The organism is Streptomyces sp. GbtcB7 (assembly GCF_019091445.1).
GTDB lineage: Bacteria > Actinomycetota > Actinomycetes > Streptomycetales > Streptomycetaceae > Streptomyces > Streptomyces mirabilis.
The window spans coordinates 146428-171831 of sequence record NZ_JAGXJM010000006.1 but is presented as its reverse complement, the minus strand read 5'-3'; the positions used below and the strand labels follow the sequence as shown (position 1 = coordinate 171831).

The following is a 25404-nucleotide window of genomic DNA, read 5'->3' as shown; positions in this document are numbered from 1 at the left end:
ATGAACCTCACTACTCCGGAAGGCCTGCGGTGGGAGCCCAGCGGGCGCTGGGTGCGCGGGTGCAAGGGCGAGGTCACGGTCGTCGACAGCCGGCACCCGGTCCTCGTCTGGGAGCCCGAAGTGCCCGTTCCGCTCTACGCCTTCCCACGCGAGGAGGTCCGCGAGGACCTGCTCCGCCCGGCGCGGAACCCGCCGACCGGCACCCACAGCGGATCGCGGGTCTTCTACGACCTCGAAGTCGACGGCGGACTGCTGGAGAACGCGGCCTGGACGTTCCCCGCCGACGACCTGGCCGGCCACATCGCCTTCGAGTGGTTCAGCCGCAGCGGCCGGGGGCTCGACCACTGGTACGAGGAGGACGAGGAGATCTTCATCCACCCCCGCGATCCGCACAAGCGGGTGGACGCCCTCCCGAGCAGCCGTCACGTCCGGGTCGAGATCGACGGCACGGTCGTCGCGGACACCCGCCGTCCGGTGCTGCTCTTCGAGACCGGCCTGCCGACGCGGTACTACCTCCCGCGTGAGGACGTCCGCCTCGACCTGTTCGTCCCCAGCGACCTCAGCACGGGGTGCCCCTACAAGGGCACCGCCGCGTACTGGTCGTGGCGGGGTGGCGGCGACGCCCCCGCGAACCTCGTCTGGAGCTACCCGGAGCCACTGCCCGCGGTGGGCGCCGTCAAAGGCCTCCTCGCCTTCTACAACGAAGCGGTCGACATCACCGTGGACGGGGAACGCCTGGAGCGCCCCGTCACCCCGTTCACCTCGACATTTTCGGCGCGACCGGCGACGTGACGGCGGCGTGGGCTGTCAGCCGGCCTTGTTGACGAAGTCGTTGGTGTAGGTCTTGGACAGGTCGACGGTGTGACCCTCGACCGTCGAGTCGAAGGCGGAGAGGACCTTGTAGACGGTCTCGGGACCGTCGGCGGGCATCAGACCGTCGGGGGAGTACATACCCTTCTCGTTCTGGAGCGCCTTGGTGTAGACGGCCTTGCCGACGCCCGCGTAGTAGGCGGCCGGCATCTTGTCGGCGATCTCGGCGGCGGAGTGGGCCTGGATCCACTTGAGCGTCTCGACGTAGACGTCGACCAGCTTCTGCACCACCTCCGGGTTCTTCCGGACGTACCCGGTGGTGAGGTAGAGACAGGAGGCCGGGTAGGTGCCACCGAGCGCGGCCTTCGCGCCCGCGGCCGTGCGCAGGTCGATCAGCGGCCTGGCCAGCTTCTTCCGCTCCAGCAGCGAGACGGTCGGCTCGGTGGTCATCCCGGCGTCGATCTGCTTGTTCTGCATCGCCGCCACGAAGGTGGAGCCCGCGCCGACGGCGACGGACGCGGCGCTGCCCGCCTCGACGCCGTTCTTCTCCTCCAGGTACCGGGTGAGGAAGTTGGTGGAGGAGCCCAGGCCGGTCACGCCCAGGCGCTTGCCGCCGAAGTCCGCCGGGCTCTTGACGCTGCCCGCCTCGTCGGTGCGGACCATCTCGACCTCGCCGGGGGCGCGGAGCAGTTGGACGACGGACTCGGTGGACCTGCCCTTGGACCGCAGGTCGACGGTGTGGTCGTAGAACCCGACCACCGCGTCCACCTGGCCGGAGATCATGGCGGTCTCGGCCTCGACCCCGTCCGGCTCGTCGGAGAACCGCACATCCAGACCCTGCGCCTGGTAGTAGCCCAGCTCCCGGGCGAGCGTCACCGGCAGATAGATCTGCTTGTCGAGGCCCCCGACCATGATCCGCACCGTGGGCGTGCCGTCGCCGTTCCCGGACGCGACCGCGGTGCCGGACCTGTCCCCTCCGCTGCAGGCGGGCACGGCCAGCGCGAGGGCGGCGCAGACGGCCCTGGCGAGCAAGGACGTGGTGACCGGCTTCATCACTGGTCTCCTTTGCGAGCGGGTGGGCGGGGACATGCGGGCGCGGCGCGGAAGGTACCCGCCCGAGTGCTCGTGCTCACGGCCCGGGGCCGCCCAGGTGGCAGGCACCTGGGCGGCCCCGTGATCGGCGAGGCTCAGCCGTTCGGCCCTGCCGGGGTCGTGGTGGTCTTGAAGCCCTCGGTCTTGTTGGCCTGGAGGGCGAAGTCATTGGTGAACGTCTTGCTGAGGTCCACCGACCCCTTCACGTTGCCGACCAACTGCTCTGTCGCCAGAGAGGTCTTCGGACCGCCGGCCGGCATGAGGCCGTCCGGGAGGAACTGACCCTTGTCCTGGGTCAGGGCCGAGATGTAGTCGGCCTTGGTCACCAACTGGTTCGACACGAACGACGCCGGCAGCTTGTTGGCGATGTCGGCCGCGCTGTGCGTGTTGATCCAGTGCATGGTGGCGACGAGCGCGTCGACGACCTTCTGCGTCGCGTCCTTGTGCGAGTTCACCCAGTCGGTGCGGGCGATCACACTGGCCGCGGGATAGGCACCGCCCATCGCCTGCGTGGCGCCGGCCGTGGTGGCCAGGTCGATCGCGGAGGCACCGACACCCTTCTTCTGGATCGCGGCGACCGTCGGCTGCGTCGTCATGACGCAGTCGACCTTGCCGTTCTGCAGCGCGGCGATGGCCGTGGATCCCGCGCCGACCCCGATCCGGTGGTACTGGCTGGTCTTGACGCCCTTCTTGGCGGCCAGGAACTGGGTGAGGGTGTCGGTGCCCGAACCCAGGTCGGTGACGCCGAGGGTCTTGCCCTTCAAGTCGGCGCCCGAGGTGACGCCCGACTTCTTGGTGCACATCTCACGCTCGCCCGGGGCGCCGGAGAGCTGGACGACGTCCTCGACCGCCTTCCCCTTCGCCTGGAACTCGATCGTGTGGTTGTACCAGGCGCCCGCCATGTCCACCTGCCCCGAGGCCATGGCTTCCTCGGCACCGACACCGCCGTCCTGCTCGGTGCTCAGCTGGACGTTGACGCCGTACTTCTTGTAGAAGCCGAGCTGCTGGGCGAGTTGGTACGGCAGGTAGATCTGCTTGTCGAGGCCGCCGGCCATGAGCTTGACGGTCGGCGTGGAGCCCGAACCGCCGCTCGAGGCGGACGAGTTGCCGGAACAGGCGCTGACCGTGCCGAGGGCGAGAACGGTGAGCAGAGACGCGGCGACGGCGACGGGTCGTCTGGACATGGCTGACCACATTCCTTTGCTGAGGGTTCCGAGATGAAGCTGAGGGTTCCGAGATGAAGCTGAGGGTTCTGAGATGAAGGAGGGGGAAGTGCGGGGGCGTCAGAGGGAGTTCGCCTCGGACGGCGCCGGCGGGCGCCACGACAGCAGCCGGTGCTCCAGCTTGCTGATCAGCCACTCGGCGCCGAGCACGATGACCGAGATGACGAGCATCGTCGCGAACACGCCGTTGGGGTCGAACTGGTTCTGCGCGGTCTTGATGACCAGGCCGAGCCCGCTCTGCGCGCCGAGCACCTCGCCGACCAGCGCGCCGACGATGGCGAAGCCGAAGGCGCTGTGCAGGCTGGCGATGATCCAGGTGAGCGCGGACGGCACGGTGACGTGCCGGATGATCTGCGCCTGCGAGGCGCCGAGCACCTTGGCGTTGGCGAGGATGTTGCGGTCGACCTCACGGACGCCCTGGAAGGCGTTGAAGAAGACGATGAAGAACACCAGCACCGCGGCGAGCAGGATCTTCGGCAGCACACCGATGCCGAACGCGACGATGAAGATCGAGCCGAGGACGATACGCGGGATCGCGTTGACCACCTTGATGTAGGGGCCGAGCACATCGGCGAGGAACCGGCTCTGGCCGAGTGCGACACCGAAGATCACGCCGGCGACGGCCCCGAGGGCGAAGCCGGCGAGCGCCTCCTGGATCGTTGTCCAGATGTTCGAGTAGAAGGACCCGAACTCGGTGCCGTGCTGGAAGAGGTCGACCAGCCGCTTGGCGATGCCCGACGGCTGCCCGAAGAAGAACGGGTCGACGATCCCCCAGGTGGTGAACGCCTGCCAGCCGCCGATGACGAAGGCCGCGAGGCCGATACGGCCCGCCCACACCAGCGCGGTGCGTCGCCGGGCGGCCTGCTTCGCGTTGGCCGCGGCCGAGGACGGTGTGCCGTCCTTGACCAGCGCGGCGGAAACTGCGGACGTCGTGCTCATGTCGTACCTCCTGCGGTGCGTGCGTAGGCGCGCTCCACCTCCTCGCGCAGCGTTTCCCAGATCTGGTGCTGAAGTTCGATGAAGCGGGGCTGGAAGCGGATCTCCTGGACCGCGCCGCGCGGGCGGGGCAGGTCGATGTCGAAGACCGCCTTGACCGATCCGGGGCTGGACGTCATGACGACGACCCGGTCGGCGAGCGCCACGGCCTCGTCGAGGTCGTGGGTGATGAAGATGACCGACGGACGGATCTGCTCCCACAGGCCCAGCAGCTCGGTCGACATGATCGCCTTGGTCTGCACGTCCAGGGCGCCGAACGGCTCGTCCATGATCAGGATCTTCGGTTCGTTGATCAGTGCCGCGGCCATCGCCACGCGCTTGCGCATACCGCCGGAGAGCTGGTGCGGGTAGCGGTCCTCGAACCCGGACAGGCCCACCCGCCGCAGCCAGTCGCGCGCCGAGACCTGGGCCTTCTGCTTGGGGACGCCGCGGAAGACCGGGCCCATCAGCACATTGCCGAGGACGGTCTTCCAGGGCAGCAGCGCGTCGGTCTGGAACATGAAGCTGACGCCGTCGGTGACACCGTCCACCTCACGGCCGCCGACCTTGACCGAGCCCTCGCTGGGCCGGTCGAGCCCGGAGACCATGCTCAGGGTCGTCGACTTGCCGCAGCCCGTCGGGCCCACCACCGCGCAGAACTGGCCAGGCTCCACGGTGAACGAAACGTCCTGCAGCGCCGTGAACACCTCACCCGCGGGAGTCAGAAATCGTTTGGTGAGCCCTGAAATCTCGACTCGCGCGCTGTCCTGGCCGCTTTTGTCGGCGACCGTGCTCAACGCGGCATCGTTTCGCGAAGCCATCTGAGGCCGTCTCCTTCCCTAACCTCGGGGTCGAGGAAGGCAGACGCTAGAGGCCGCCCCGTATTACGTCGCTGTTTCAGACGTATCTCGCGTTAGTTGTGTTAACCGGGGTTCTGCACGTTCTGCTCAGTGGGCCGGGGGTGGGCATGGTGTCCCTGGTGGGGCACAATCACGCCACCACGGGTTACGGCGAAGGGGCCGGGCCCGGCAGCAAGACAAGGGCGAAGGCACCTGTGATGCCCATCCGAATCCGGATCGGCCGCGCCAGGAAGGGGAGGCTCTCCGCGCGGATCCTGGCCAACCAGCTGGCCATCCTGGCCCTCTCCGGAGCCATCGGTTTCGTACTGTTCGCGTTCGCTCAGCGGGCCGAGATCGACCGCTCCTACGAGCAGCGGGCGCTGGCCATCGCCCAGACCACGGCCGCCGAGCCGCAGATCCAGCAGGCCATGGAGTACGGCGGTGGCGGCGACATCGTGCAGACCGTCGCCGAACGGATCCGGAAGGCGTCCGGGGCGTCGTACGTGGTCGTGATCGACCTGCACGGCATCCGCCACTCGCACCCCACCCCGGCACTGATCGGCGAGCCGGTGGGCGAGCCGATCGCGGTGCTGGACGGCCTCCCTCACGTCGGCTCCGACCACGGCGCGACCGGGCGGTCCGCCAACGGCAAGGCTCCGCTCAAGGGGCCCACGGGCACGCTGGTCGGCGAGGTGTCGGCCGGCATCCCGGAACACGACGTACTCGGCGAGCTCTGGCGGGAGCTGCCCACCTTCGGCCTGTACGCCACCATCGCCACCGCGCTCGGCTCGGTGGCCGCGTTCCTGCTGGCCAGACGCCTGAAGCGGACGACGTTCGGGCTGGAGCTGGAGGAGATCGCCGGGCTGCTGCAGGACCGGGAGGCGATGCTGCACGGCATCCGGGAGGGCGTGGTCGCCTTCGACCCCGAGGGCCGGGTCACCGTCATCAACGACGAGGCCCGCCATCTGCTCGGTCTGGGCACGGCACTGGGCAGCCGGCTGGACGAACTCCTGCCCGAGGGGCGGCTGCGCAGGGCACTGGACGGCAGCCTCAGCGGGACGGACATCACGGTCCTCACCGACGACCACTGCCTGGCCGTCAACCGGATGCCGGTGACGCTGCACGGGCGGGCGCTGGGAGCGGTGGTCACCGTGCGCGACCGCACCGAACTGGTCGGACTGCTCAGGGAGCTGGACTCGGTGCGCGGGCTGACGGACGCGCTGCGGGCCCAGCAGCACGAGTTCACCAACCGGATGCACACCCTGGCCGGGCTGCTGGACGTGGGGGAGCACGAGTCCGCGTACGAGTACGCCGTCGAGCTGGCCGGAGCCGACCAGGAGCTGACCGAGTCGGTGCGCGAGCACATCGGCAACGCCCTGATGGTGGGTCTGATCGTGGCCAAGACGACGGTCGCCGCCGAGCGCGGCGTACGGATCGTGCTGGGTGAGGACTCCGCGCTCGGCGAGCAGCCGCCGCATCTGCACCGGCTGCTGACCATCGTCGGCAACCTGCTGGAGAACGCCCTCGACGCCGCGGTCGGCGGACCGGCTCCGGCGGGCGGCCGGGAGGTACGGCTCACGGTCGTCGAGGCCACCACGGAGGTGCTGGTGCGGGTGGCCGACACCGGACCGGGCATCCCGCCGGGCGCGGCCGAGTCCATCTTCGAGGACGGCTGGTCGACCCGGCCGGACCGCGGCACCGCCCGGCGCGGCCTCGGACTCGCCTTGGTCCACCGGCTGGTCCAGGGGCACGGCGGCACCATCACGGTCAGCGAGGGACCCGGGGCGGTCTTCACCGTGACGCTGCCCCTGCCGGACGCCGCGCCCGCGCCGCGGGGCGCACTGTTCACGACGGCCCTGCCGGTACCGGCGGGCGCCCTGGCCGCGGCCGATGGAGGGGAGCGCTGGTGATACGGACCCTGGTGGTGGACGACGACTTCCGGGTGAACGGACTCCACTGCACATACGTGGCCCGCGTCGAGGGCTTCGAGGTCGTCGGCCAGGTGGCGAACGTGGCCGAGGCGCTGGACGCCGTCCGTACGCTCCACCCGGAACTGCTGCTCCTCGACATCTTCCTGCCCGACGGCAGCGGCCTCGACGTGCTGCGACAGCTGACCGGCGACGCGGGTGGCGCCCGCCCCGACGCCATCGTCATCACGGCCGACCGGGACATCACTTCCGTACGGACCGCGATGAAGCTCGGAGCCGTCGGGTACCTCGTCAAGCCCTTCGGTGCCGCCGCCCTGGCCGAGCGGCTCGCCGCCTACCGCGAACTGCAGCACCGCGTGGACGTCCTGGGCCCGGCGGCGGAGACCGACCAGGCCGACGTGGACGCCCTGTTCAGCGTCGTCCGCCCCACCGCCCTGCCCGCCGTCCCGGCCAAGGGCCACTCCGCGCCGACCCTCGCCCTGCTCCACGAGACGGTCCGCACCGCCCGCCGGGACGTGTCGGCGGCCGAGGCGGCGGAACTCACCGGCGTCTCCCGCGCCACGGCCCAGCGCTACCTGTCCTACCTCGTTCGGGAGGGCATGGTCCGACTGGAACTCCGCTACGGCGCGACCGGCCGCCCCGAACACCGCTACCGCGCTGTGTCCTGACGTCGCGGCCGGTGCTCCCGGCGCACACTGAAGGCACGCTCACGGCGGGCCGCTCCCGCCCGCCCGCCACCCACAGGAGTCGGGTGGTCACCTACGACCGCCGTGGTCACGGGAAGAGCGAAGCGGGGCCGGGCCAGGGCACCCGCCGACAGGACGAGGACGACCTCGAGGCCCTGATCGAGCGGCTCGGACCCGCGCCCGCGCACATGGCGGGCAGTTCCTTCGGCGGGTCGATCGCACTGGGGCTTGCGGCGCGCCGGCCGGAGTTGTTCCGCAGTATCACGGTCCACGAGCCTCCGCTCGTCGCCATCGTGGCCGGGGATCCGGACGCCCTGAGGCAACTGCGCCCGACGCGAGCCTCGATGGACGCCGTCCTCGCCCATCTCGGCAAGGGCGAGTACCGGCAGGGCGCACGGCAGTTCGTGGAGGAGGTGGCCATGGGGCCCGGCACCTGGGACCGGCTGCCCGCCGCCGTGCGCGAGACGTTCGTGCACAACGCGCCCACCTGGCTGGACGAACAGTCCGACCCCGACTGGGCGAAGATCGATACCGACGCCCTCGCCCGGTGCGCCGCGCCGGTGCTGCTCAGCGGAGGCACGCGGAGCCCGGTGTGGTGGGCGACGATCCTCGACCGGCTGGCCGCGGCCCTGCCACGCGCGCGGCGGGGGACCGTCGAAGGGGCGGGGCACATTCCCCACGTCACCCATCCGCGGCGGTACGCCGCCGCCCTCACACGCTTCGTCCGGACGTCCTGAGACGCGAGCTCCGCCACTCGTCGGTACTGTCGGGAGGGATCGCCGCTCGCTCTCCGCTCCTGGTTCCCCGACCGGGCGGCGGAGCGAAGGAGGCAGGGTGTCGTGACCGTGATCTCCCTGAAGTCCGCCCAGGTGCGGGAAGGACTCACGCTGCCCTACGCCGAGGCCGGCTACCCCGGTGGCACACCGGTCGTCTTCGTGCACGGACTCGGTGACTCCTGGTGGGCCTTCGAGTCCCTCCTCAGGCGCCTCCCGGCCGCCCTGCGCGGCTACGCGCCCACCCAGCGCGGCCATGGCGACGCCGACCGCCCGTCCGAGGGCTACACACCCGAGGACTACGCCGCCGACCTCGTCGCCTTCCTGGACGCCGTCGACATCGACCGCGCCGTGCTCGTCGCGTCCTCGAGCGGCGGCGTGCCCGCCCGGATGGTCGCGGGCAGCCATCCCGACCGGATCTCGGGGCTGGTGCTGATCGGCGTACCCGGCACGCTCGAGGACAAGCCGGCGGTGACCGGGTTGCGCGAGGCCGTCGAGGGGCTCTCGGACCCCGTCCCCCGGGAGTTCGTCGAGGAGTTCGTCTCCGGCGCGGTGGACCGACCCGTCGCCAGGGGCCTCGTCGAGACGATGATCGACGAAAACCTCAAGGTCCCCGCGTACGTCTGGCAGGAGACCCTGCGCGGACTGCTCGACACCGATCTGCGCGCGACCCTCGCGGGCATCCTGGTGCCCACCCTCGTCATCTGGGGTGACCAGGACGACCTGCTGCCCCGCGGCGACCAGCGGATCATCCTGGACGCCATCCACGGTTCACGCCTGATCGCCTACGAGGGCGTCGGGCACGACGTCCACTGGGAGCAGCCCGACCGCGTGGTCGCCGACCTCGCCGCCTTCGCCGCGCACCTCGAACACCCCGCGGCTCCCGGCACGTCATGAAGGCGTGGGGGACGGCAGATTGGCCAGATCGGCCAGTTACCTATTGAATACCCGGGGTTACAGCCACCTGGCCGACAAGACTTGCTATCGTGTTACTCGTTAGTAGCAAGCCGAACGGGGGCCACGAGGGGCCGGCGTATGCATCGCCGCCGCTCCTCGGGCAGGTTGGTCGAGACGGACTGTCCGGCAAGGGGGCCGGACGGCCACGGCACCTGCGCGTACGCACCCCGCGGCCTTCGAACTCCACTTTCCTCGCTCACTCATTCGAACAGGTGAGACTCCTCATATGGCTCGTTCCCTGGTCGACTTACTGACCACGCACGCCTCGCAACAGCCGGAGCGGACGGCATACCGCTACCTCGTCACGGGCGACTGCGACGGAGAGATCCAGGACATCTCGTACGGACCTCTGGCCCGTCGGTCCCGAGCCGTCGCCGCCTGGCTGCAGGAACGCGGCCTGGCCGGATCCCGTGCCCTGTTGCTGTATCCGCCCGGCCTGGAGTTCATCTGCGGCTACTTGGGCTGTCTTTCGGCCGGGGTCGTCGCCGTGCCGGGCGTTCCCCCGCAGGGGCGGTCGCAGAACCATCGTGCCCTGACCCGCATGAAGCGCCTCATCGCCGACGCGGACGCCAAGGTGATCCTGGGCGGCCGTGAGGTGCTCGCCGCCCTGACCGCCCAGGCGGAACACCTGCCCGAACTGGACGGGGTCACCTGCGTCGCCACCGAGGACATACCCGACGAGGCGGCCGACTCCTGGCGCGAACCCGACCTCACCGCCGACTCGGTCGCCTTCCTCCAGTACACCTCCGGCTCCACCTCCGCCCCGCGCGGCGTGATGGTGACGCACGGGAACCTGCTGGACAACGAGCGGGCCATCACCGAGCGGATGGGCCACACCCCGGACACGCTCGCGGAGTACGACCACGAACTGTTCGTCAGCTGGCTGCCGGTGTACCACGACATGGGCCTCATCGGTCCGGTCCTGAACACCGTCCACCTCGGCGCCACCGCCACGCTCTTCTCGCCGCTGCACTTCCTCCAGCGGCCCGCGCGCTGGCTGACCGCCCTCAGCCGCTACCGCCCGCACACCAGCGGCGGCCCCAACTTCGCCTACGAGCTGTGTCTCAAGCACGCCACCCCCGAACTCCTCGACGGACTCGACCTAGGCCGGTGGAAGGTCGCCTTCAACGGCGCCGAGCCGGTACGGGCCGCCACCCTGCGGCGCTTCACCGAGACCTTCGCCCCGGCCGGCTTCCGACGCGAGGCCCTCTATCCGTGCTACGGCCTCGCCGAAGCCACGCTCATCGTCACCGGCGGCTCGGTCGACACCCCGCCCACCCTCGCCGCGGCCCCCGGGTCAGGGACGCACGTGGGCGCGGACGACGCGGCCGCCGTCGGCTCCGGGCGGCCGATCCCCGGTACGACCGTGGTGATCGCCGACCCCGAGCGGCGGGAGGAGTTGCCCGAGGGGGAGGTCGGCGAGATCTGGGTGAGCGGCGCGGGCGTCGCCAAGGGCTACTGGCGCAACGCCCTCGCCACCCGCGAGACCTTCCGGGCCACGCTGAAGGACCGTTCGGACCGTTTCCTGCGGACCGGCGACCTCGGATTCCTGCGCGAGGGCGAGCTGTTCGTCACCGGCCGCCTCAAGGACCTGATGGTCATCGACGGACGCAATCACTACCCGCAGGACCTGGAGCTGTCCGCCGAGATGTCCCACGGGGCGCTCCGGCCGGGCTGCACCGCCGCGTTCTCCGTGGACGGCGGCGTCGAGGGCGAGCAGCCCGTCATCGTCGCCGAGACTGCTCCGGACGCGGCGGCCGATTCCGAGCGGATCACCGAGGTGATCCGCAGCGCGATCGGCGAGGCCCACGGCCTCGCGGTGCGTGACGTCGTGCTGGTCCACCCCGGCACCATCCCCAAGACGTCCAGCGGGAAGATCCAGCGCCACGCCTCCCGGGCGGCCTACCTCGCCGACGCCCTCGCGGTCGTGGGCGCGCCCGCCGCGAGATGAGGTAGACGAGGTCCCCCCCGTCGGCGCGGACACCCGCGCCGACAGGGCACCCCGGTCGTACCCGCCGTACACCAGGGGTTCCTCAGTCGCGCGCCGGTGCCTCCGCCGTCCACCGATCGCCGTCGACCGGTCGCCGTCCACGGTCGCCGTACCCGTCGTACGGAATCCGCCTGAACCCGAGTTCACGAGGACACCTTTCCCGATGCCTGCGAGCGAGTCCCCGAAGCAGTTCCCCGAGATGTCCGTCACGACCTCCGAGGACGTGACCTCCGAGGATGTGCGGGCCTGGCTGACGTCGGCCGTCGCCGAGGCGGCCGGGCTCGACACACTGGCCGTCGACGCCGAGCGGCCGATCGCCGAATTCGGCCTGGGATCACGCCAGTTGGTGACCCTGGCCGCGGAGCTCTCCGGTCGGATCGGCCGCGCCGTGGAGCCGTCCCTCGTCTTCGAACATCCCACCATCGCGGCGCTCGCCGCGGCGGTCCTCGACGAAGGGCCCGTCGGCGCGGCGGCGCCGGTGCCGGCGGACGCGCCCGTACGCGGCGACGAGGACATCGCCGTCATCTCCATGGGCTGCCGCTACCCCGGCGGCGCCGACGACCCCGAGGCGCTGTGGCGGCTGCTCGCCTCCGGCGAGGACGCCATCACCGAGGTGCCCGCGGGCCGTTGGGACACCCGAGGGCTCTACGACCCCGACCCGGAGGCCCCCGGCAAGGCGTACACCCTGCGCGGCGGCTTCCTCTCCGACATCGACCGTTTCGACGCGCACTTCTTCGGGATCTCACCGCGCGAGGCCGCGGCCATGGACCCCCAGCAGCGGCTGCTGCTCGGGACCGCCTGGGAGACCATCGAGCGCGCCGGGATCGTCCAGGACACCCTGAACGGCAGCTCCACGGGCGTCTACATCGGGCTGTACGACAGCGGCTACCAGGCCTCGGTCGCGCTCGGCCGGCTCGACGGGCACGTGGGCACCGGTTCGGCGTCCAGCGTGGCCTCCGGACGCATCGCCTACACCCTCGGACTCCAGGGCCCGGCGGTCACCGTCGACACCGCCTGCTCCTCCTCCCTCGTCGCCCTGCACCTGGCCGCGCGGGCGCTGGCGAGCGGCGAGTGCGACCTCGCGCTGGCAGGCGGCGCGACGCTCCTTGTCACCCCGCGCGGACACGTCGAGTTCAGCCGGCTGCGCGGGCTGTCGCCGTCCGGTCGGTGCAGCCCGTTCTCGTCCGACGCGGACGGCGTGGTGTGGGCCGAGGGCTGCGGTCTGGTGCTGCTCAAGCGGCTCGCGGACGCGCGCCGCGACGGCGACCGGGTCCTCGCCGTCGTGAAGGGGTCGGCCATCAACCAGGACGGCCGCAGCCAGGGCCTGAGCGCCCCGAGCGGCCCGGCACAGGAACGGGTGGTGCGGGCCGCCCTCGACGCGGCCGGACTCCGCCCGGACGACCTGGACCACGTCGAGGCCCACGGCACGGGCACCCGGCTCGGCGACCCCATCGAGGGCCGGGCGCTCGCCGCCGTCTTCGGGCCGGGGCGCCCGGCCGACCGGCCGCTCGGCGTCGGCTCCCTCAAGTCCCAGATCGGTCACACCCAGGCCGCGGCGGGCATCGGCGGTGTCATCAAGACGGTTCTGGCCCTCGGCCACGAACTGCTCCCGGCCTCCCTGCACGCCGACACCCCGACCGAGCACGTTGACTGGGCGGGCGGCGGCCTGCGGGTGCACAGCGCCGCCCGGGCATGGCCGCGGGGCGGCGACCGGGTGCGGCGGGCCGGGGTGAGCGCGTTCGGGATCAGCGGTACGAACGCGCACGTGGTGCTGGAGGAGGCGCCGCGGGATCTCGTACGGCCGGCCACCGGGACACCCCCGACGGAGCTCCCCGGCGCGACCCTCTTCCCGCTCTCCGCCCGTACCCTCCCCGCCCTCCGGGGCCAGGCCGCCCGCCTCCTCGAAGCGCTCGACGAACAGCCGCGGCCGGCGCTGCCCGACGTGGCCGCGACGCTGGCCCACCACCGCACGCACTTCGAGCACCGGGCCGTCGTCCGGGCGGCCGACCGCGACGGCCTGCTGACCGCCCTGCGCGCACTCGCCGAGGGCCGAACCGACAGCGGCACGGACAGCGACACCGGCACCGATACCGATACGGTCGTCGGACCTCAGCAGGCCGTCCCCACCGGCAAGTTGGCCTTCGTCTTCCCCGGCCAGGGCTCCCAGTGGGCCGGTATGGCCCGCGATCTGCTCGACCGCGACCCGGTGTTCGCGGACGAACTCGACCGCTGCGACGCCGCCCTGCGCCCTTTCACCACCTGGTCGGTGGCGGCCGTCCTGCGCGGCGCCGAGGGCGCCCCGTCCCTGGACCGCGTGGACGTCGTACAGCCGGTCCTGTTCGCCGTGATGGTGTCCCTGGCCGCGGTGTGGCGGGCCCGGGGTGTACGGCCGGACGCCGTGGTCGGGCACAGCCAGGGCGAGGTCGCCGCGGCCTGCGTCGCGGGCGCGCTCAGCCTGAACGACGCCGCCGCGGTGGTCGCCCTGCGCAGCCAGGCCCTGACCGGGCTGTCGGGCACCGGCACCATGGCCGTCGTCGCCCTCCCGCACACCGAGGTCGAGGACCGCCTCGCCGATCTCGACGGACGGGTCTGCGTCGCCGCCGTGAACAGCGGCCGCTCGACGGTGATCGCCGGTGACGTCGAGCCCCTGGAAACCCTGCTCGCCGACCTCGACCGCGAGCAGGTCTTCGCCCGCCGCCTCGATGTCGACTACGCCTCCCACAGCCCCGGGGTCGAGCCGGTCCGCGCGACGGTCCTCGACGAACTCGACGGCGTCACCACCTGCCCGACCTCCGTCGCCTGGTACTCCACCGTCACCGGCGAGCCGGTCACCGAGGAGCTGGAGGCCGACTACTGGTACACCAATCTGCGCGAGCCCGTCCGCTTCGCACCCACCGTGGAGCGCATGGCCGCGGACGGCTACCGCTGCTTCGTCGAACTCGGCCCCCACCCCTCACTCGTCACCGCCCTGCACACCGTCGCCGAGGACTCCGGCCACGAGAACCTGGTCGCCGTCGGCTCGCTGCGCCGCGACGAGGACGGACCCGCCTGCCTGGACCGGGCCACCGCCGAACTCCACGTCCACGGACGGCGGATCGACTGGCGCCGACTGGTCCCCGACACCGCCCCCGCCGACCTGCCGACGTACGCCTGGGATCCGCGGCGCCACTGGATCGAGCCCGAGTCCACGACCGGTGCCTCCGGCCTCTTCGACCGTGCCGCGCACCCTCTGCTCGGCATCCAGCTCCAGTCGCCGGACGAGACCCGCTGGACCTTCCGGGGCGAGTGGTCCGAGGACACCGCCGACTGGCTGCCCGACCACACCGTGTTCGGCCGGACCGTCGTCTCCGGCACCACCCTGATGGAACTCTGCCGCGCCGCGCTCGCCGTGGCCCGCCCGGACGACCCGTCCGACCTCACCGACCTGCTCCTCCTCAGCCCTCTCACCCTCCCCGACTCCGGCACGGTCGAGGTGTCCGTCGAGGTGGTCACGGCCGGTCCCGTACCGGAGATCACCGTGCACAGCCGCCCGCGCGCCCAGGAGGCCACGGGCTGGACCCTGCACGCCACCGTGTCCGCGTCCGCGCCCGCCGCGCCGACGGTGGATCGGCCCCCGGTGTGGCCGGAGGCGGCCGAACAGGCCTGGACCCCGGGGACGTACGAGCGGCTCACCGAACTGGGCCTCGGCTACGGCCCGGCCTTCCAGGGCGTACGGTCGGCGGTCGCGACCGGCGACGGTGAACTGCTGGCCCGGCTCTCGCTGCCGCCCACGGCCCGCGACGCGGCAGACCCGTACCCCCTCCACCCCGCCCTGCTGGACGCCGCGCTGCACGTGGCCGCCGGGCTCGACGCGTCCGACGGCCGGGTGCTGCTCCCGGTCGCGGTGGGCCGGTGCGTCCTGCCGCCCGGTGGCGCGAGGGACCTCACCGCGGCGGTACGACGCACGGGCGGCTCCGGCACGGACCTCACCCTGGACGTCACGCTGTGGGACACCGACGGCTTCCCGGCCGGGCGTCTGGAGGCCGTACGACTGCGGGCGGCGGACCCGGCGGACCTGAAAGGCGCCTCGGAGAACGCCCGGCACCTGTACGAGATGGTCTGGACGGCGGTACCCGAACAGCCCGCCGAGGCGCCGGGCACCGAGTGGGCCGTCGTCGGCGACCCCTCGGACCCGGAGGTCGCCGGGGCCCTGCGTGGCCTCGCGGCGGCGGGAACCCACGTCCGGAGCGGGGCGGGCGGCGCGGACGTGAATGGGACGGGCGGCGCGGACGCGAGCGGGGCGGGCGGCGTCGACGTGCTCGTACGGTTCTGGCCTCGCCCCGCAGCGGGCGCCGAACCGGCCGCCGCGGCACAGGAGTTGGCGGCCGCGGCCCTGGCTGAACTGCGTGCCCTGATCGCCCTCCCCCAGGACGAGGCGCCTGCCCGGACCGTGTGGGTGACGCGCGGTGCGGTCGGGGCCGTCGACGAGGACACCGTGCCCGGCCTCGCCCAGTCCGTGCTGTGGGGGCTCGCCCGCAGCGCCCGCGCCGAACACCCGGAACTCGGCCTGACCCTGCTCGACCTCGACGACTCCGACCCGGCGGACGCGCTCCCGACCGCCGCCACCCACGCCGAGGAACCCGAACTCGCCTTCCGCGCGGGCACTCTGCTCGCACCGCGACTCGTCCGCGCCCGTAACCGGGACGCGACCGGCACCCCGGTCGTCCTCGACCTGGTCGGCCGCCCCACCCTCGTACCCACCGACGGCACGGTGCTGATCACCGGAGGTCTCGGTGCCGTCGGGCGGCACATCGCCCGGCTGCTCGCCGAACACGGCGTTCCGCGCCTGCTCCTGACCTCTCGTCAAGGTCCCGACGATCCGCGGGCCGCCGAGGTCGCCGCCGAACTGGCCGCGCTCGGCGCCGAGGTCGAGGTCGCGGCCTGCGACATCGCGGACGCGGCGGCCGTGGCCGATCTGCTCGGCCGTATCGGCGAGGAGTCGCCGCTGCGCGGTGTCGTGCACTGCGCCGGAGTCCTGGCCGACGGGGTGGTCGCCGAGTTGACGCCCGAACGCCTCGCAGAGGTACTGCGCCCCAAGGTCGACGGCGCCGCCCACCTGCACCGGCTCACCGCCGACGCGCGACTCGACCTGTTCCTGCTGGTCTCCTCGGCCGCCGGAGTCCTCGGCAACGCGGGCCAGGGCAACTACGCGGCGGCCAACGTCTACCTCGACCAACTCGCCCACCACCGGCGGGCCCTGGGCTTGCCCGGCGTGTCCCTCTCCTTCGGCGCCTGGGCGGGCGAGGGCCTCGCCGTCGCACACGCCGACCTGGACCGGATGGCCCGTCTCGGCCACCGCGCCCTCACCCCCGACCAGGGCCGCGAACTCGTCGAACTCGCCCTGCGCCAGGGCGCCCCGCACCTGGTCGCCTGGGCCCTGGACCTGCCCCGCCTGCGCGAGACGGTGACCGCCACGGGCGGTGGTACGGCGGCGGTGTGGCGCTCGCTGCTGCCCGCACCCCGCACCGGCCGTGGCGGCGGCGACGGTCTGGCCGACCGACTGGCCCGGCTGCCCAAGGCCGAACGCGCCGAACGCGTCCTGGCCCTGGTTCGCGAGGAGATCTCCCGCGCCCTCGGCCTGCGCTCGACGGAGTCCGTCCGCCCCGACCAGCCGCTGCGCGAACTCGGCATGGACTCGGTGACGGCGGTCGAACTCCGCAACCGCATCGGCGCCCGGATCGGCGCCAAGCTCCCGGCCACCCTGCTGTTCGACCACCCCACCGCGGCCCGGCTCGCCGCGCACCTGCTGTCCACCGTCCTCGCGGTGGGCGACCGCACCACTCCCGGCACACAGCCCGCACGTGCCACGACGCCGGCCTCCGACGAACCGGTGGCCCTGGTCGCCATGGCCTGCCGGCTGCCGGGCGGTGTGAGCGATCCGGAGGGCCTGTGGAACCTGGTCGCGGAGGGGCGCGACGCGGTGGGCCCCTTCCCGGCCGAACGCTGGGACGTGGCGGCGCTGTACGACCCCGACCCGGACGCCGTCGGCAAGTCGTACGCCCGTGAGGGCGGCTTCCTGAACGACGATGACCTGACGTCCTTCGACGCGGGCTTCTTCGGGATCACCCCGAAGGAAGCGGCCGCGATGGACCCGCAGCAACGGCTGCTGATGGAGACGGCGTGGGAGGCGCTGGAGCGCGCCGGGATCGTGCCCGCCGAACTCGCGGGCAGCACCACCGGTGTGTACGTCGGCATGTTCGGCAGCGACTATCTGGCGGGGTCCCGCCTCGACCAGCTGGACGGGTACGTCGGTACGGGCTCGGCGCTGAGCGTGGCCTCGGGGCGGCTCGCCTACGCGCTGGGGCTGGGCGGCCCCGCGCTGACGGTGGACACGGCGTGCTCCTCGTCGCTGGTGGCACTGCACCTGGCGGCGCAGGCGCTGCGGTCCGGAGAATGCGACCTCGCGCTCGCCGGTGGCGTGACGGTGATGGTGACCCCGGGAACCTTCGTGGAGTTCAGCCGACTGCGGGGCCTGTCCCCGACCGGCCGCTGCCGCTCCTTCTCCGACGACGCCGACGGCGCCATCTGGGCCGAGGGCGCCGGCATGGTCGTACTGAAGCGACTGAGCGACGCCCGGCGCGACGGTGACGAGGTGCTGGCCGTGCTGCGCGCCACGGCCGTCAACCAGGACGGCCGCAGCCAGGGGCTGTCCGCGCCGAACGGCCCGGCGCAGGAACAGGTGATCCGGCGGGCCCTGGAGCTGTCCGGGCTGCAGCCCGCCGACATCGACTACGTGGAGGCGCACGGCACGGGCACCACGCTGGGCGACCCGATCGAGGCGAACGCCCTGGCGGAGGTCTTCGGCGACTCACGCCCGCAGGACCACCCCCTGTACCTGGGCTCGCTCAAGTCCAACATCGGACACGCGCAGGCTGCTTCGGGTGTGATCGGGCTCGTCAAGGTGGTGCAGTCGCTGCGCCACCGGACCCTGCCGCGCACCCTGCACGCCGACACACCCAGCAGGCACGTCGACTGGGAGAACAGCGGGCTGCGGCTGGTGCGGGACACGGCGCCCTGGCCGTCGTCGCCCGGGCGGACACGACGGGCCGGAGTGAGTGCCTTCGGGATCAGCGGGACCAACGCGCATGTGATCGTGGAGGAGGCCCCGCCGGTCGAGAAGGCGGACGGGAAGGACGAAGTCCCGCCGGGCAAGCGGCTGTTCGTGCTGTCGGGACGCAGTGAGGTCGCTCTGCGGGGGCAGGCCGCGCGACTGGCGAACCACCTGACCGAGGAGGCCGGCGAGGACATCGCTCTCCTCGATGTCGCCCACACCCTGGCCCGGCACCGCAGCCACTTCGAACGGCGCGCGGCGCTCGTCGCGGGTGACCGGGACGAACTGCTGGCACGGCTGGACGCGTTGGCGAGCGGGCGGTCGCCCCTTGCCGCGCCCCGCGACGACGGGACGGGCAAGGTGGCCTTCGTCTTCGCCGGGCACGGCGGTCAATGGCCCGGAATGGGCGTCGAGTTGATGGCCGGGTCGGAGGCGTTCCGCGAGGAGCTGGTCCGCATCGACGAGGCCGTTCACCGACGGGTCGGCTGGTCGGTGCTCAACGCCCTGCGGGCGCCGGAGGAGTTCGCCCCGCTCGGCCGCACCGAGTTCCTGCAACCGGTGCTGTTCGCGGTCAACGCCTCACTGGCCGCCGCCTGGCGCGCGCTCGGCGTCCGCCCGGACGCCGTCGTCGGGCACAGCCTGGGCGAGATCGCCGCCGCGTACAGCGTGGGCGCCCTCACCCTGGACGAGGCCGTGACCGTGGTGACCGGACGCGGGCAGGCGGTCGTACCGCTGGTGGGCCAGGGCGGCATGCTGTCCCTGGAACTGCCGCCCGCGCGGGTCGAGGAGCTGCTCACGCCGTTCGCGGGCCGCCTGTTCGTCGCGGCGGTCAACAGCGCCCGGTCCACGGCCGTCTCCGGCGAGGCCGACGCGCTGGCCGAGCTGCGCGACCGCCTCGACGAGCGGGGCATCGTCGCACGCCCGCTGACGACACCGTTCGCCTCGCACACCCCCCTGATGGACCCGCTCCGCGCGGAGCTGCTCGACCGCTTCTCCGACGTCAGGGGCGTCCGGACACCGACCCCGCTGTACTCGGCGGTGCTGGCCGAACCCGTCCCCGGCGACCGGCTGGACGCCGATCACTGGTACGCCAACCTCAGGGAGCCGGTCCGGTTCGCGGACACGATCCGACGGATGCTGGACGACGGCTACCGCTACTTCGTCGAGCTGAGCCCGCACCCCTCGCTCACCTCGTCGATCGAGGCGGTGGCGGCGGAGGCCGGGATCGACGCGGTCGGCATCGGCTCGCTGCGCCGGCAGAGCGACGGACACGACGTACTGCTGCGCGGGCTGGGGGAGTTGTACACGGCCGGGCACACGCCCGACTGGCCGCTGCTGTTCCCGCAGGGCCGCCGGGTCGGCCTGCCGACCTATGCCTTCGCCCGCGAACGCCACTGGCTCGCGCCCGCCCCGGCCACCGCCTCGGCCGGCGGATCACCGCTCCTCGGCACGCACCTGGAGGCCAGCGACGATCCCGACCGGCACCTTTTCCAGGCCGACATCGACCTCGACGACAGCCGCTTCGCCTATCTCACCGACCATCGGGTCACCGGTGAGGTCTGGCTGCCCGGCGCCGCCTTCCTCGACATGGCCCTGGAGGCCGCGTCCACGCTGCGGGGCGGCGGCGAAGTACGGCTGGCCGACGTCAGGTTCGTACAGCCGCTGCCGCTGGAGGTGGACCGGCCCGTACGGCTGCAACTGGTCCTGAGCCCGGCCGAGGACGGCTTCCGGGACTTCACCATCGCCTCGACACCCGCTGGTGGGCACGGCGCGCCGTGGCAGCGGCACGTCGGCGGACGTCTCGTGGTCACCGCGGAAACCGCCGCCGATGACGAAGAGCGGCTCGACGCCGTGCGCGAACGGTGCGACGAGCAGGTCGATGTGTCAGCGGTCTACGCCGGGCTCGCGGCCCTGGGCATCGACTACGGCCCCGCCTTCCGGGGACTGGAGGAAGGCCGCCGTACGGAGGTGGCCGCCCTCGGCCGCCTGGCCCGCACACCCGCCGCCGGTCATCTGCTGCATCCCGCCGTCCTCGACGCGGCCTTCCACACGGCCGCGCTGCCGGGCGGCGCGCCCGCGGGCCGGGCGTTCGTGCCCGCGGCCGTCGGACAGCTGAGGTTCACCGGACTGCGCACGGCGCCCGTGTGGGCGACCTGCCGACTGCGTTCCGTGGACGGCGACACGGCGACCGTGGACCTGTGGCTGTGGGACGAGGACGAGCAACTGGTGCTGGAGGCTCGGGAGTTCGAACTGGCGGCACTGTCTCCGCTGGACGGCGCGCTCTTCGAGACCCACTGGCAGCCGCGTCCGGCCGCGCAGCGGCCGCCCGCCGAGGGCAGTTGGCTGATCCTGGCGGACGACACGGGTGTCGCGGCCGAACTGGAGGAGCGGCTCGGCTCGACCGTGCCGCGGGTGATCGCCCGCAGGGGTGAGTCGTTCGGCGTCGAGGGACCCGGTCGTTACGTGCTCGACCCCGCCGATCCGCGGCACCTGGCCCGCCTCCTGGACGAGGCCTTCCCCGACGGGCCGCCGGAGAGGGTGGTCCAGCTGTCCGCGCTCGACGCCCCGGCGATCACGGATGCCGGTACGGCCGAGGAGGCGGCGCGGCTGTGCTGCCTGAGCACGCTGCACCTGGTACGGGCGCTGGCGGACCGGCCGCGGGGCCGGGCCCCCCGTCTGTTCGTCGTCGCGCGGGGCAGCCAGGCCGCCGGTGACAGCACGCGGGTGACGCACCCTCAGCAGGCCCTCGCCTGGGGCTTCGGCCTCGCGGTGGCGCAGGAGTACCCGGAGCTGTCGGCCACCCTGATCGACCTGCCGCCCACCGACGGTGTCGACGCCCTGTGGACACAGCTGCGGCACGCGGACGACGAACGGCTCGTCGCGCTGCGGGAGTCGGGCCGACTGGTCCCGCGCCTGGCCCGCACCCGCCCCGACGACGGCGGCAACGGAGAGGTCACCCCCGACGGGGTGTACCTGATCACCGGTGGTCTGGGCGGCCTCGGCCGGGTCGTCGCCGAACGACTGGTCCGCCGCGGCGCCCGCCGACTGGCCCTGATGAGCCGCGGCGAGCCCGACGCGCACACCGCGGGCTGGATCAGGGGTCTCGAAGAACACGGGACCACCGTGCACCTCGCCCGCGCCGACGTGGCCGACCGCGAGGAACTGACGGCAGCCCTGAACGCCGTACGACGGGAAGCGGGGCCGATCGCCGGAGTCGTCCACGCGGCCGGTGTCCTCGACGACGCGACGGTGGCGAACCTGACCGACGAGCGCGTCCTGCGCGTGCTCGCCCCCAAGGTCCTCGGCACCACGCTGCTCACCGAACTGATCCCGGAGGCCGAGAGCCTCGTCCTGTTCGCCTCGGCGGCCGGTCTCCTCGGCTCCGCGGGACAGAGCCCGTACGCGGCGGCGAACGCCTTCCTCGACGCCTGGGCGCACCACCTCTCCCGTGCCGACCGCCGGGCGCTGAGCCTGGACTGGGGCGCGTGGGCGGGCGTGGGCATGGTCGCCGAGTCCGGCATCCGGGCCGCCGAGGCAGGCCGGTCCGGGCTGCTCGCGTTCTCCCCGCAGGACGGTGGCGAACTCTTCGAACGGGTGCTGGCCACCTCCCGTCGCCAACTCGCCCCCCTCGCCCTGGACTGGGAGACCCTCGCGCACGACCCGGACGCGGCCCGCACCCGTCCGATCCTCGGCGACCTGATCACCGTACCGACCGGCGGTGACGGCGCGGACGACCTCGTCGCAAGCGTGTTCGCGGCGACGACGGAACGGGACCGCGCGGACCGCCTCGAAGCGTATGTACGGGCCCGGGTCGGCCAGGTCTCCGAAGGCACGGTGGACGTCTCCGCGACCACGGCCCTGAAGGAACTCGGCCTGGACTCCCTCATGCTCGTCCGGCTGCGCAACGCCTTCGCCCGCGAGCTGGGCGCCGAACTCCCGGCCGCCACCGTGTTCTCCGCCTCCGACATCCGCGGTCTGGCCCGGGCGCTCGGCGAGGTGCTGCCCGAACGGGACACGGTCGCGCAGGCCGGGGAACGGCGGCCCGAGGCGCGGCGGCCCGAGGCCGCCGTCGAGGTGCCCGAGAGCGAACTGCGGCCCGCGACCCGCGATGTCGTACGACTGCTGCGCAGCGCCCGGCCGGGCATGCCGGACGCGGCCCACGCCGTCGGCCTGGCCCTCCGGCTCACCACGCCCACCACCCGCGCGGCGCTCACCGACATCCTCACCCGTCTCGCTGGACGGCACGCCGCGCTGCGCACCGCGATCGTGACCGGTGCCGGAGGCGAACACGCGCGGCTGCTCCGGGTGGACCGGGAGCTCGCACGGCCGGTACTGCGCTGGACGGACGTGCCCGGCGACGACGAACTCGACGCGGCCGACCGGCTGCGTCGGCTGCTGGAACCGCCCTTCGACCTGGCGAACCCTCCGTTGTGGCGCTTCGAGCTGCTCGACGGCGGTCCCCGGGGCCAGATCCTGGCGTTCGGCGCGCACCACGCGGTGAACGACCTGCAGTCGCTGCTGCTCGTGGCGGGGGAACTCGACGCCGAACTGTCCGGCACCTCGCTCGGTGACGCCGTCACCAACCGGGACATCGATCTCCTGATCGAGGCGCAACAGACGGACGACACCCCCGGCGAGGGCGTGACCGCATGGCGCGAGGCCTTCCAGGGCAGTGACCGACTCGACCTGACGCTCGCCCGGCCCCGCCCGGCGACACGCTCGTACCGGGCCGGCAGCGTCAGCGTGACGATCCCCGACGGGCTCATGGAACGAGTGTCGGCCGCCGCGAGCGGGCTCGCGATCACGCCCGCCGCCTTCTGCCTCGGCACCCTGACCGTGCTGCTCGCCAGGATGCGGCAGAAGGAACGTTTCGTTCTCGCCGTGCCCGTCGACACCCGCATCCACGCCGACGCGTACGACGCGGTGGGCTTCTTCGGAGTGCCGGTGCCGTTCCCGGCCGAGGCCGGGGCGGGCGAACGGATCGCGCAGGTGCTGCGCCGCACCGACGGCCGCCTCGACCGGGTCCTCGCGAAGGGCGCCATGTTCTCGGACGTGCTGTCGACCCTCGCCCGACAGGGGCTGCACCGGACGAACGCGCCGTTGGTGGAGGTGTACTTCAACTACGTACGCTCTGCGGCGGGCCGCCTCGCCGACCTGGAGGTCCTGCCCGCCGGGACCGGGTACTCCGACCTCGACCTGATGATCACCATGACCCCCGACGCGGGCCGGATCCGGCTCGACCACAACCTCGACATCCTGGACGCGGCGACCTCTGTCGAACTGGGGGAGCAATTCCTGCGGCTGCTCGCGGAGGTGGCGGACGATCCGACGGCGGCGGTCCGTTCGACGCCGGGTACGGCGGTCGAGGCGACCCCGGCGATCCGTACGAGGCCGGGCACGGCGGTGGAGGTGCCCGAGGCGGCGGCCGAGGACACTCGCCGCGCCCCGCGCCGGTCGCTCGCCCTCGCCGCCACCTTCGCCCTCGGGAATCTGCCCCTGCTGTGCGAGGCGGCGGTCGAGGAGGGCGCGTGGGACGGCGGCCTGACCGTCGCGGAAGCCCCGTACCACCAGGTGCTCGCCGCCCTGCGTGACCCCTCCGGCGTCTTCGCCGACCCCACGGCGGCGGTGGGCGTGGCGCTGCTGCGGGCGGCGGACCTGGAACGGTTCGGCCCGGTGGACGACGCGCTGCTCGCCGAGTTGCGTACCGCGTTCCCGGCCGCGCTGCGCGCCCTGTCCGAACGGACGCGGAAGCCGCTGATCGTCGGCTTCCTGCCGTGCGCGCACGCGCAGGACCGCTTCGCACGGTGGGAGCGCGAGATCGCCGACGAACTGGCCGAGGTGCCCGGCATCGCGGTGCTCCGCCCCGACGACTGGACCCGATGCCACGCCGTCGAGGAACCCTTCGACGAGCGGACCGAGCGCATCGCCCACCTCCCCTTCACCCCGCAGTTCCAGGCGGCGGTGGCGCTGTGCCTCGCCGACGTCGTACGTGCGGTACGGCGCCCCGCGCCCAAGGTGATCGCGGTGGACGGCGACGAGACGCTGTGGGGTGGAGTGGCCGGGGAGATCGGCCCGGAGGCGGTGGACCTGACCGGACCGCGTGCCCTGCTCGCCCGCCGGCTCCTTCAGTGGCGTGCGGCGGGCGCGCTTTTGGCACTGGTCAGCAACAACGACGAGGCCACGGTACGGGCCGTCCTGGACCGCCCGGACAGCCTGCTCAAGGCCGAACACTTCAGCGTGCTCTCCGCGACCTGGGGCCCGAAGTCCGGCCGGCTCGCCGAGGCGGCCCGGACGCTCGGCCTCGGCCCGGACAGCTTTCTGTTCCTCGACGACAACCCGGTCGAGATCGCGGGAGTGCGGTCCGCGCTGCCGGAGGTGCTGTCGGTGACCTGCCCGCCGTCGGCCGAACTGGGCGCGTTCCTGGGCAGGTTGTGGCCGCTCGTTCCGGCCGCGGCGACGGCCGAGGACGCGGTGCGGGCGCGGTTCTACGAACAGGAGCGGGACCGGGACGCGGTGCGCGCGCAGGCCGGATTCGAGGAGTTCCTCGCCCAGTTGGAACTTGAGGTCGACATCCGGGCCCTGTCCGGGGCCGATGTCGAGCGGGCCGAGCAACTCGTCCGCCGTACCAACCAGTTCACCCTGCGGACCCGGTCCGCCGACGGGGGCGATCTCGGGCGCTGGCGGGAGCGCGGTGAGGTGTGGACGGCCGCGGCCCGGGACCGGTTCGGCGACTACGGCCAGATCGGGCTGCTCGCCCTCCACGCGGACGGCGACCAACTCGACGTACTGGCCTGGCTGATGAGCTGCCGGGCGCTCGGCCGGGGAGTCGAGGAACGGCTGTTGCGGTGGCTGGCCGACCGTGCCGACGAGCTGGGCTGCGTCAAGGTCCGACTGACGGCGGAGCGCACTCCGCGCAACGTACCGGCCCGGCGGCTGCTGGCCGCGCTCGGTGGCGGGGACCAGGACGACGAACGCCTGGAGACCGTGGTCACGCCGGAACAGCTGCGGGCCTTCCGGTCCTGGCGGCGGGGGTGAACCGGC

The 25404-nt window shown here is 72.8% G+C and carries 11 protein-coding genes; 7 read left to right on the top strand and 4 right to left on the bottom strand.

The genetic code is table 11. From position 1 onward, the window contains the following. The gene (locus KVT44_RS12690; RefSeq protein ID WP_217567121.1) at positions 1–792 is read left to right on the top strand and encodes a DUF427 domain-containing protein; all 792 of its coding nucleotides are present in this window, start codon (positions 1–3) and stop codon (positions 790–792) included. A 15-nt stretch (positions 793–807) separates the two neighbouring features. Here KVT44_RS12690 and KVT44_RS12685 read toward each other — a convergent pair whose 3' ends face one another. The 4 genes from KVT44_RS12685 to KVT44_RS12670 form a co-directional block, all read right to left on the bottom strand. Continuing rightward, the gene (locus tag KVT44_RS12685) at positions 808–1863 is read right to left on the bottom strand and encodes an ABC transporter substrate-binding protein (RefSeq protein ID WP_217567120.1); all 1056 of its coding nucleotides are present in this window, start codon (positions 1861–1863) and stop codon (positions 808–810) included. A 134-nt stretch (positions 1864–1997) separates the two neighbouring features. Continuing rightward, complete coding sequence (locus KVT44_RS12680) at positions 1998–3086, bottom strand: ABC transporter substrate-binding protein (RefSeq protein ID WP_075025580.1); 1089 nt, start codon at positions 3084–3086, stop codon at positions 1998–2000. Between the two features lie 99 nt (positions 3087–3185). Further along, positions 3186–4064 carry an ABC transporter permease gene (locus tag KVT44_RS12675; RefSeq protein ID WP_217567119.1) on the bottom strand — a complete coding sequence of 293 codons (879 nt, stop codon included), beginning with the start codon at positions 4062–4064 and terminating at the stop codon, positions 3186–3188. Further along, positions 4061–4921, bottom strand: a complete 861-nt coding sequence (locus KVT44_RS12670) for an ABC transporter ATP-binding protein (RefSeq protein ID WP_217567118.1) — start codon at positions 4919–4921, stop codon at positions 4061–4063. The genes KVT44_RS12675 and KVT44_RS12670 overlap by 4 nt, the downstream gene beginning before the upstream one ends. 236 nt (positions 4922–5157) lie before the next feature. On the opposite strand from KVT44_RS12670, the gene KVT44_RS12665 reads away from it, so the two are divergent. The 6 genes from KVT44_RS12665 (at position 5158) to KVT44_RS12640 (ending at position 25398) form a co-directional block, all read left to right on the top strand. Continuing rightward, a complete protein-coding gene (locus KVT44_RS12665; protein ID WP_217567117.1) occupies positions 5158–6849 on the top strand; it encodes a sensor histidine kinase in 1692 nt (563 codons plus the stop codon). Next, positions 6846–7535 (top strand): response regulator, encoded by a 690-nt coding sequence (locus KVT44_RS12660; protein ID WP_099924256.1) that lies wholly within the window; start codon positions 6846–6848, stop codon positions 7533–7535. The genes KVT44_RS12665 and KVT44_RS12660 overlap by 4 nt, the downstream gene beginning before the upstream one ends. 11 nt (positions 7536–7546) lie before the next feature. Continuing rightward, positions 7547–8290 carry an alpha/beta hydrolase gene (locus tag KVT44_RS12655; protein ID WP_364563915.1) on the top strand — a complete coding sequence of 248 codons (744 nt, stop codon included), beginning with the start codon at positions 7547–7549 and terminating at the stop codon, positions 8288–8290. 102 nt (positions 8291–8392) lie between these two features. Then, entirely contained in the window at positions 8393–9223 is an 831-nt protein-coding gene (locus KVT44_RS12650) for an alpha/beta fold hydrolase (RefSeq protein WP_217567115.1), read from the top strand. A 286-nt stretch (positions 9224–9509) separates the two neighbouring features. Continuing rightward, a complete protein-coding gene (locus KVT44_RS12645; RefSeq protein WP_217567114.1) occupies positions 9510–11234 on the top strand; it encodes a fatty acyl-AMP ligase in 1725 nt (574 codons plus the stop codon). 202 nt (positions 11235–11436) lie between these two features. Further along, positions 11437–25398 carry a type I polyketide synthase gene (locus KVT44_RS12640; RefSeq protein WP_217567113.1) on the top strand — a complete coding sequence of 4654 codons (13962 nt, stop codon included), beginning with the start codon at positions 11437–11439 and terminating at the stop codon, positions 25396–25398. Positions 25399–25404 lie beyond the last annotated feature (6 nt).

Bases quoted from the DNA above. Each gene is read 5' to 3' on its own strand.
- KVT44_RS12665 (WP_217567117.1), top strand. From the start codon at position 5,158: ATGCCCATCCGAATCCGGATCGGCCGCGCCAGGAAGGGGAGGCTCTCC.
- KVT44_RS12680 (WP_075025580.1), bottom strand. From the start codon at position 3,086: ATGTCCAGACGACCCGTCGCCGTCGCCGCGTCTCTGCTCACCGTTCTC.
- KVT44_RS12640 (WP_217567113.1), top strand. From the start codon at position 11,437: ATGCCTGCGAGCGAGTCCCCGAAGCAGTTCCCCGAGATGTCCGTCACG.
- KVT44_RS12670 (WP_217567118.1), bottom strand. From the start codon at position 4,921: ATGGCTTCGCGAAACGATGCCGCGTTGAGCACGGTCGCCGACAAAAGC.
- KVT44_RS12685 (WP_217567120.1), bottom strand. From the start codon at position 1,863: ATGAAGCCGGTCACCACGTCCTTGCTCGCCAGGGCCGTCTGCGCCGCC.
- KVT44_RS12690 (WP_217567121.1), top strand. From the start codon at position 1: ATGAACCTCACTACTCCGGAAGGCCTGCGGTGGGAGCCCAGCGGGCGC.
- KVT44_RS12645 (WP_217567114.1), top strand. From the start codon at position 9,510: ATGGCTCGTTCCCTGGTCGACTTACTGACCACGCACGCCTCGCAACAG.
- KVT44_RS12675 (WP_217567119.1), bottom strand. From the start codon at position 4,064: ATGAGCACGACGTCCGCAGTTTCCGCCGCGCTGGTCAAGGACGGCACA.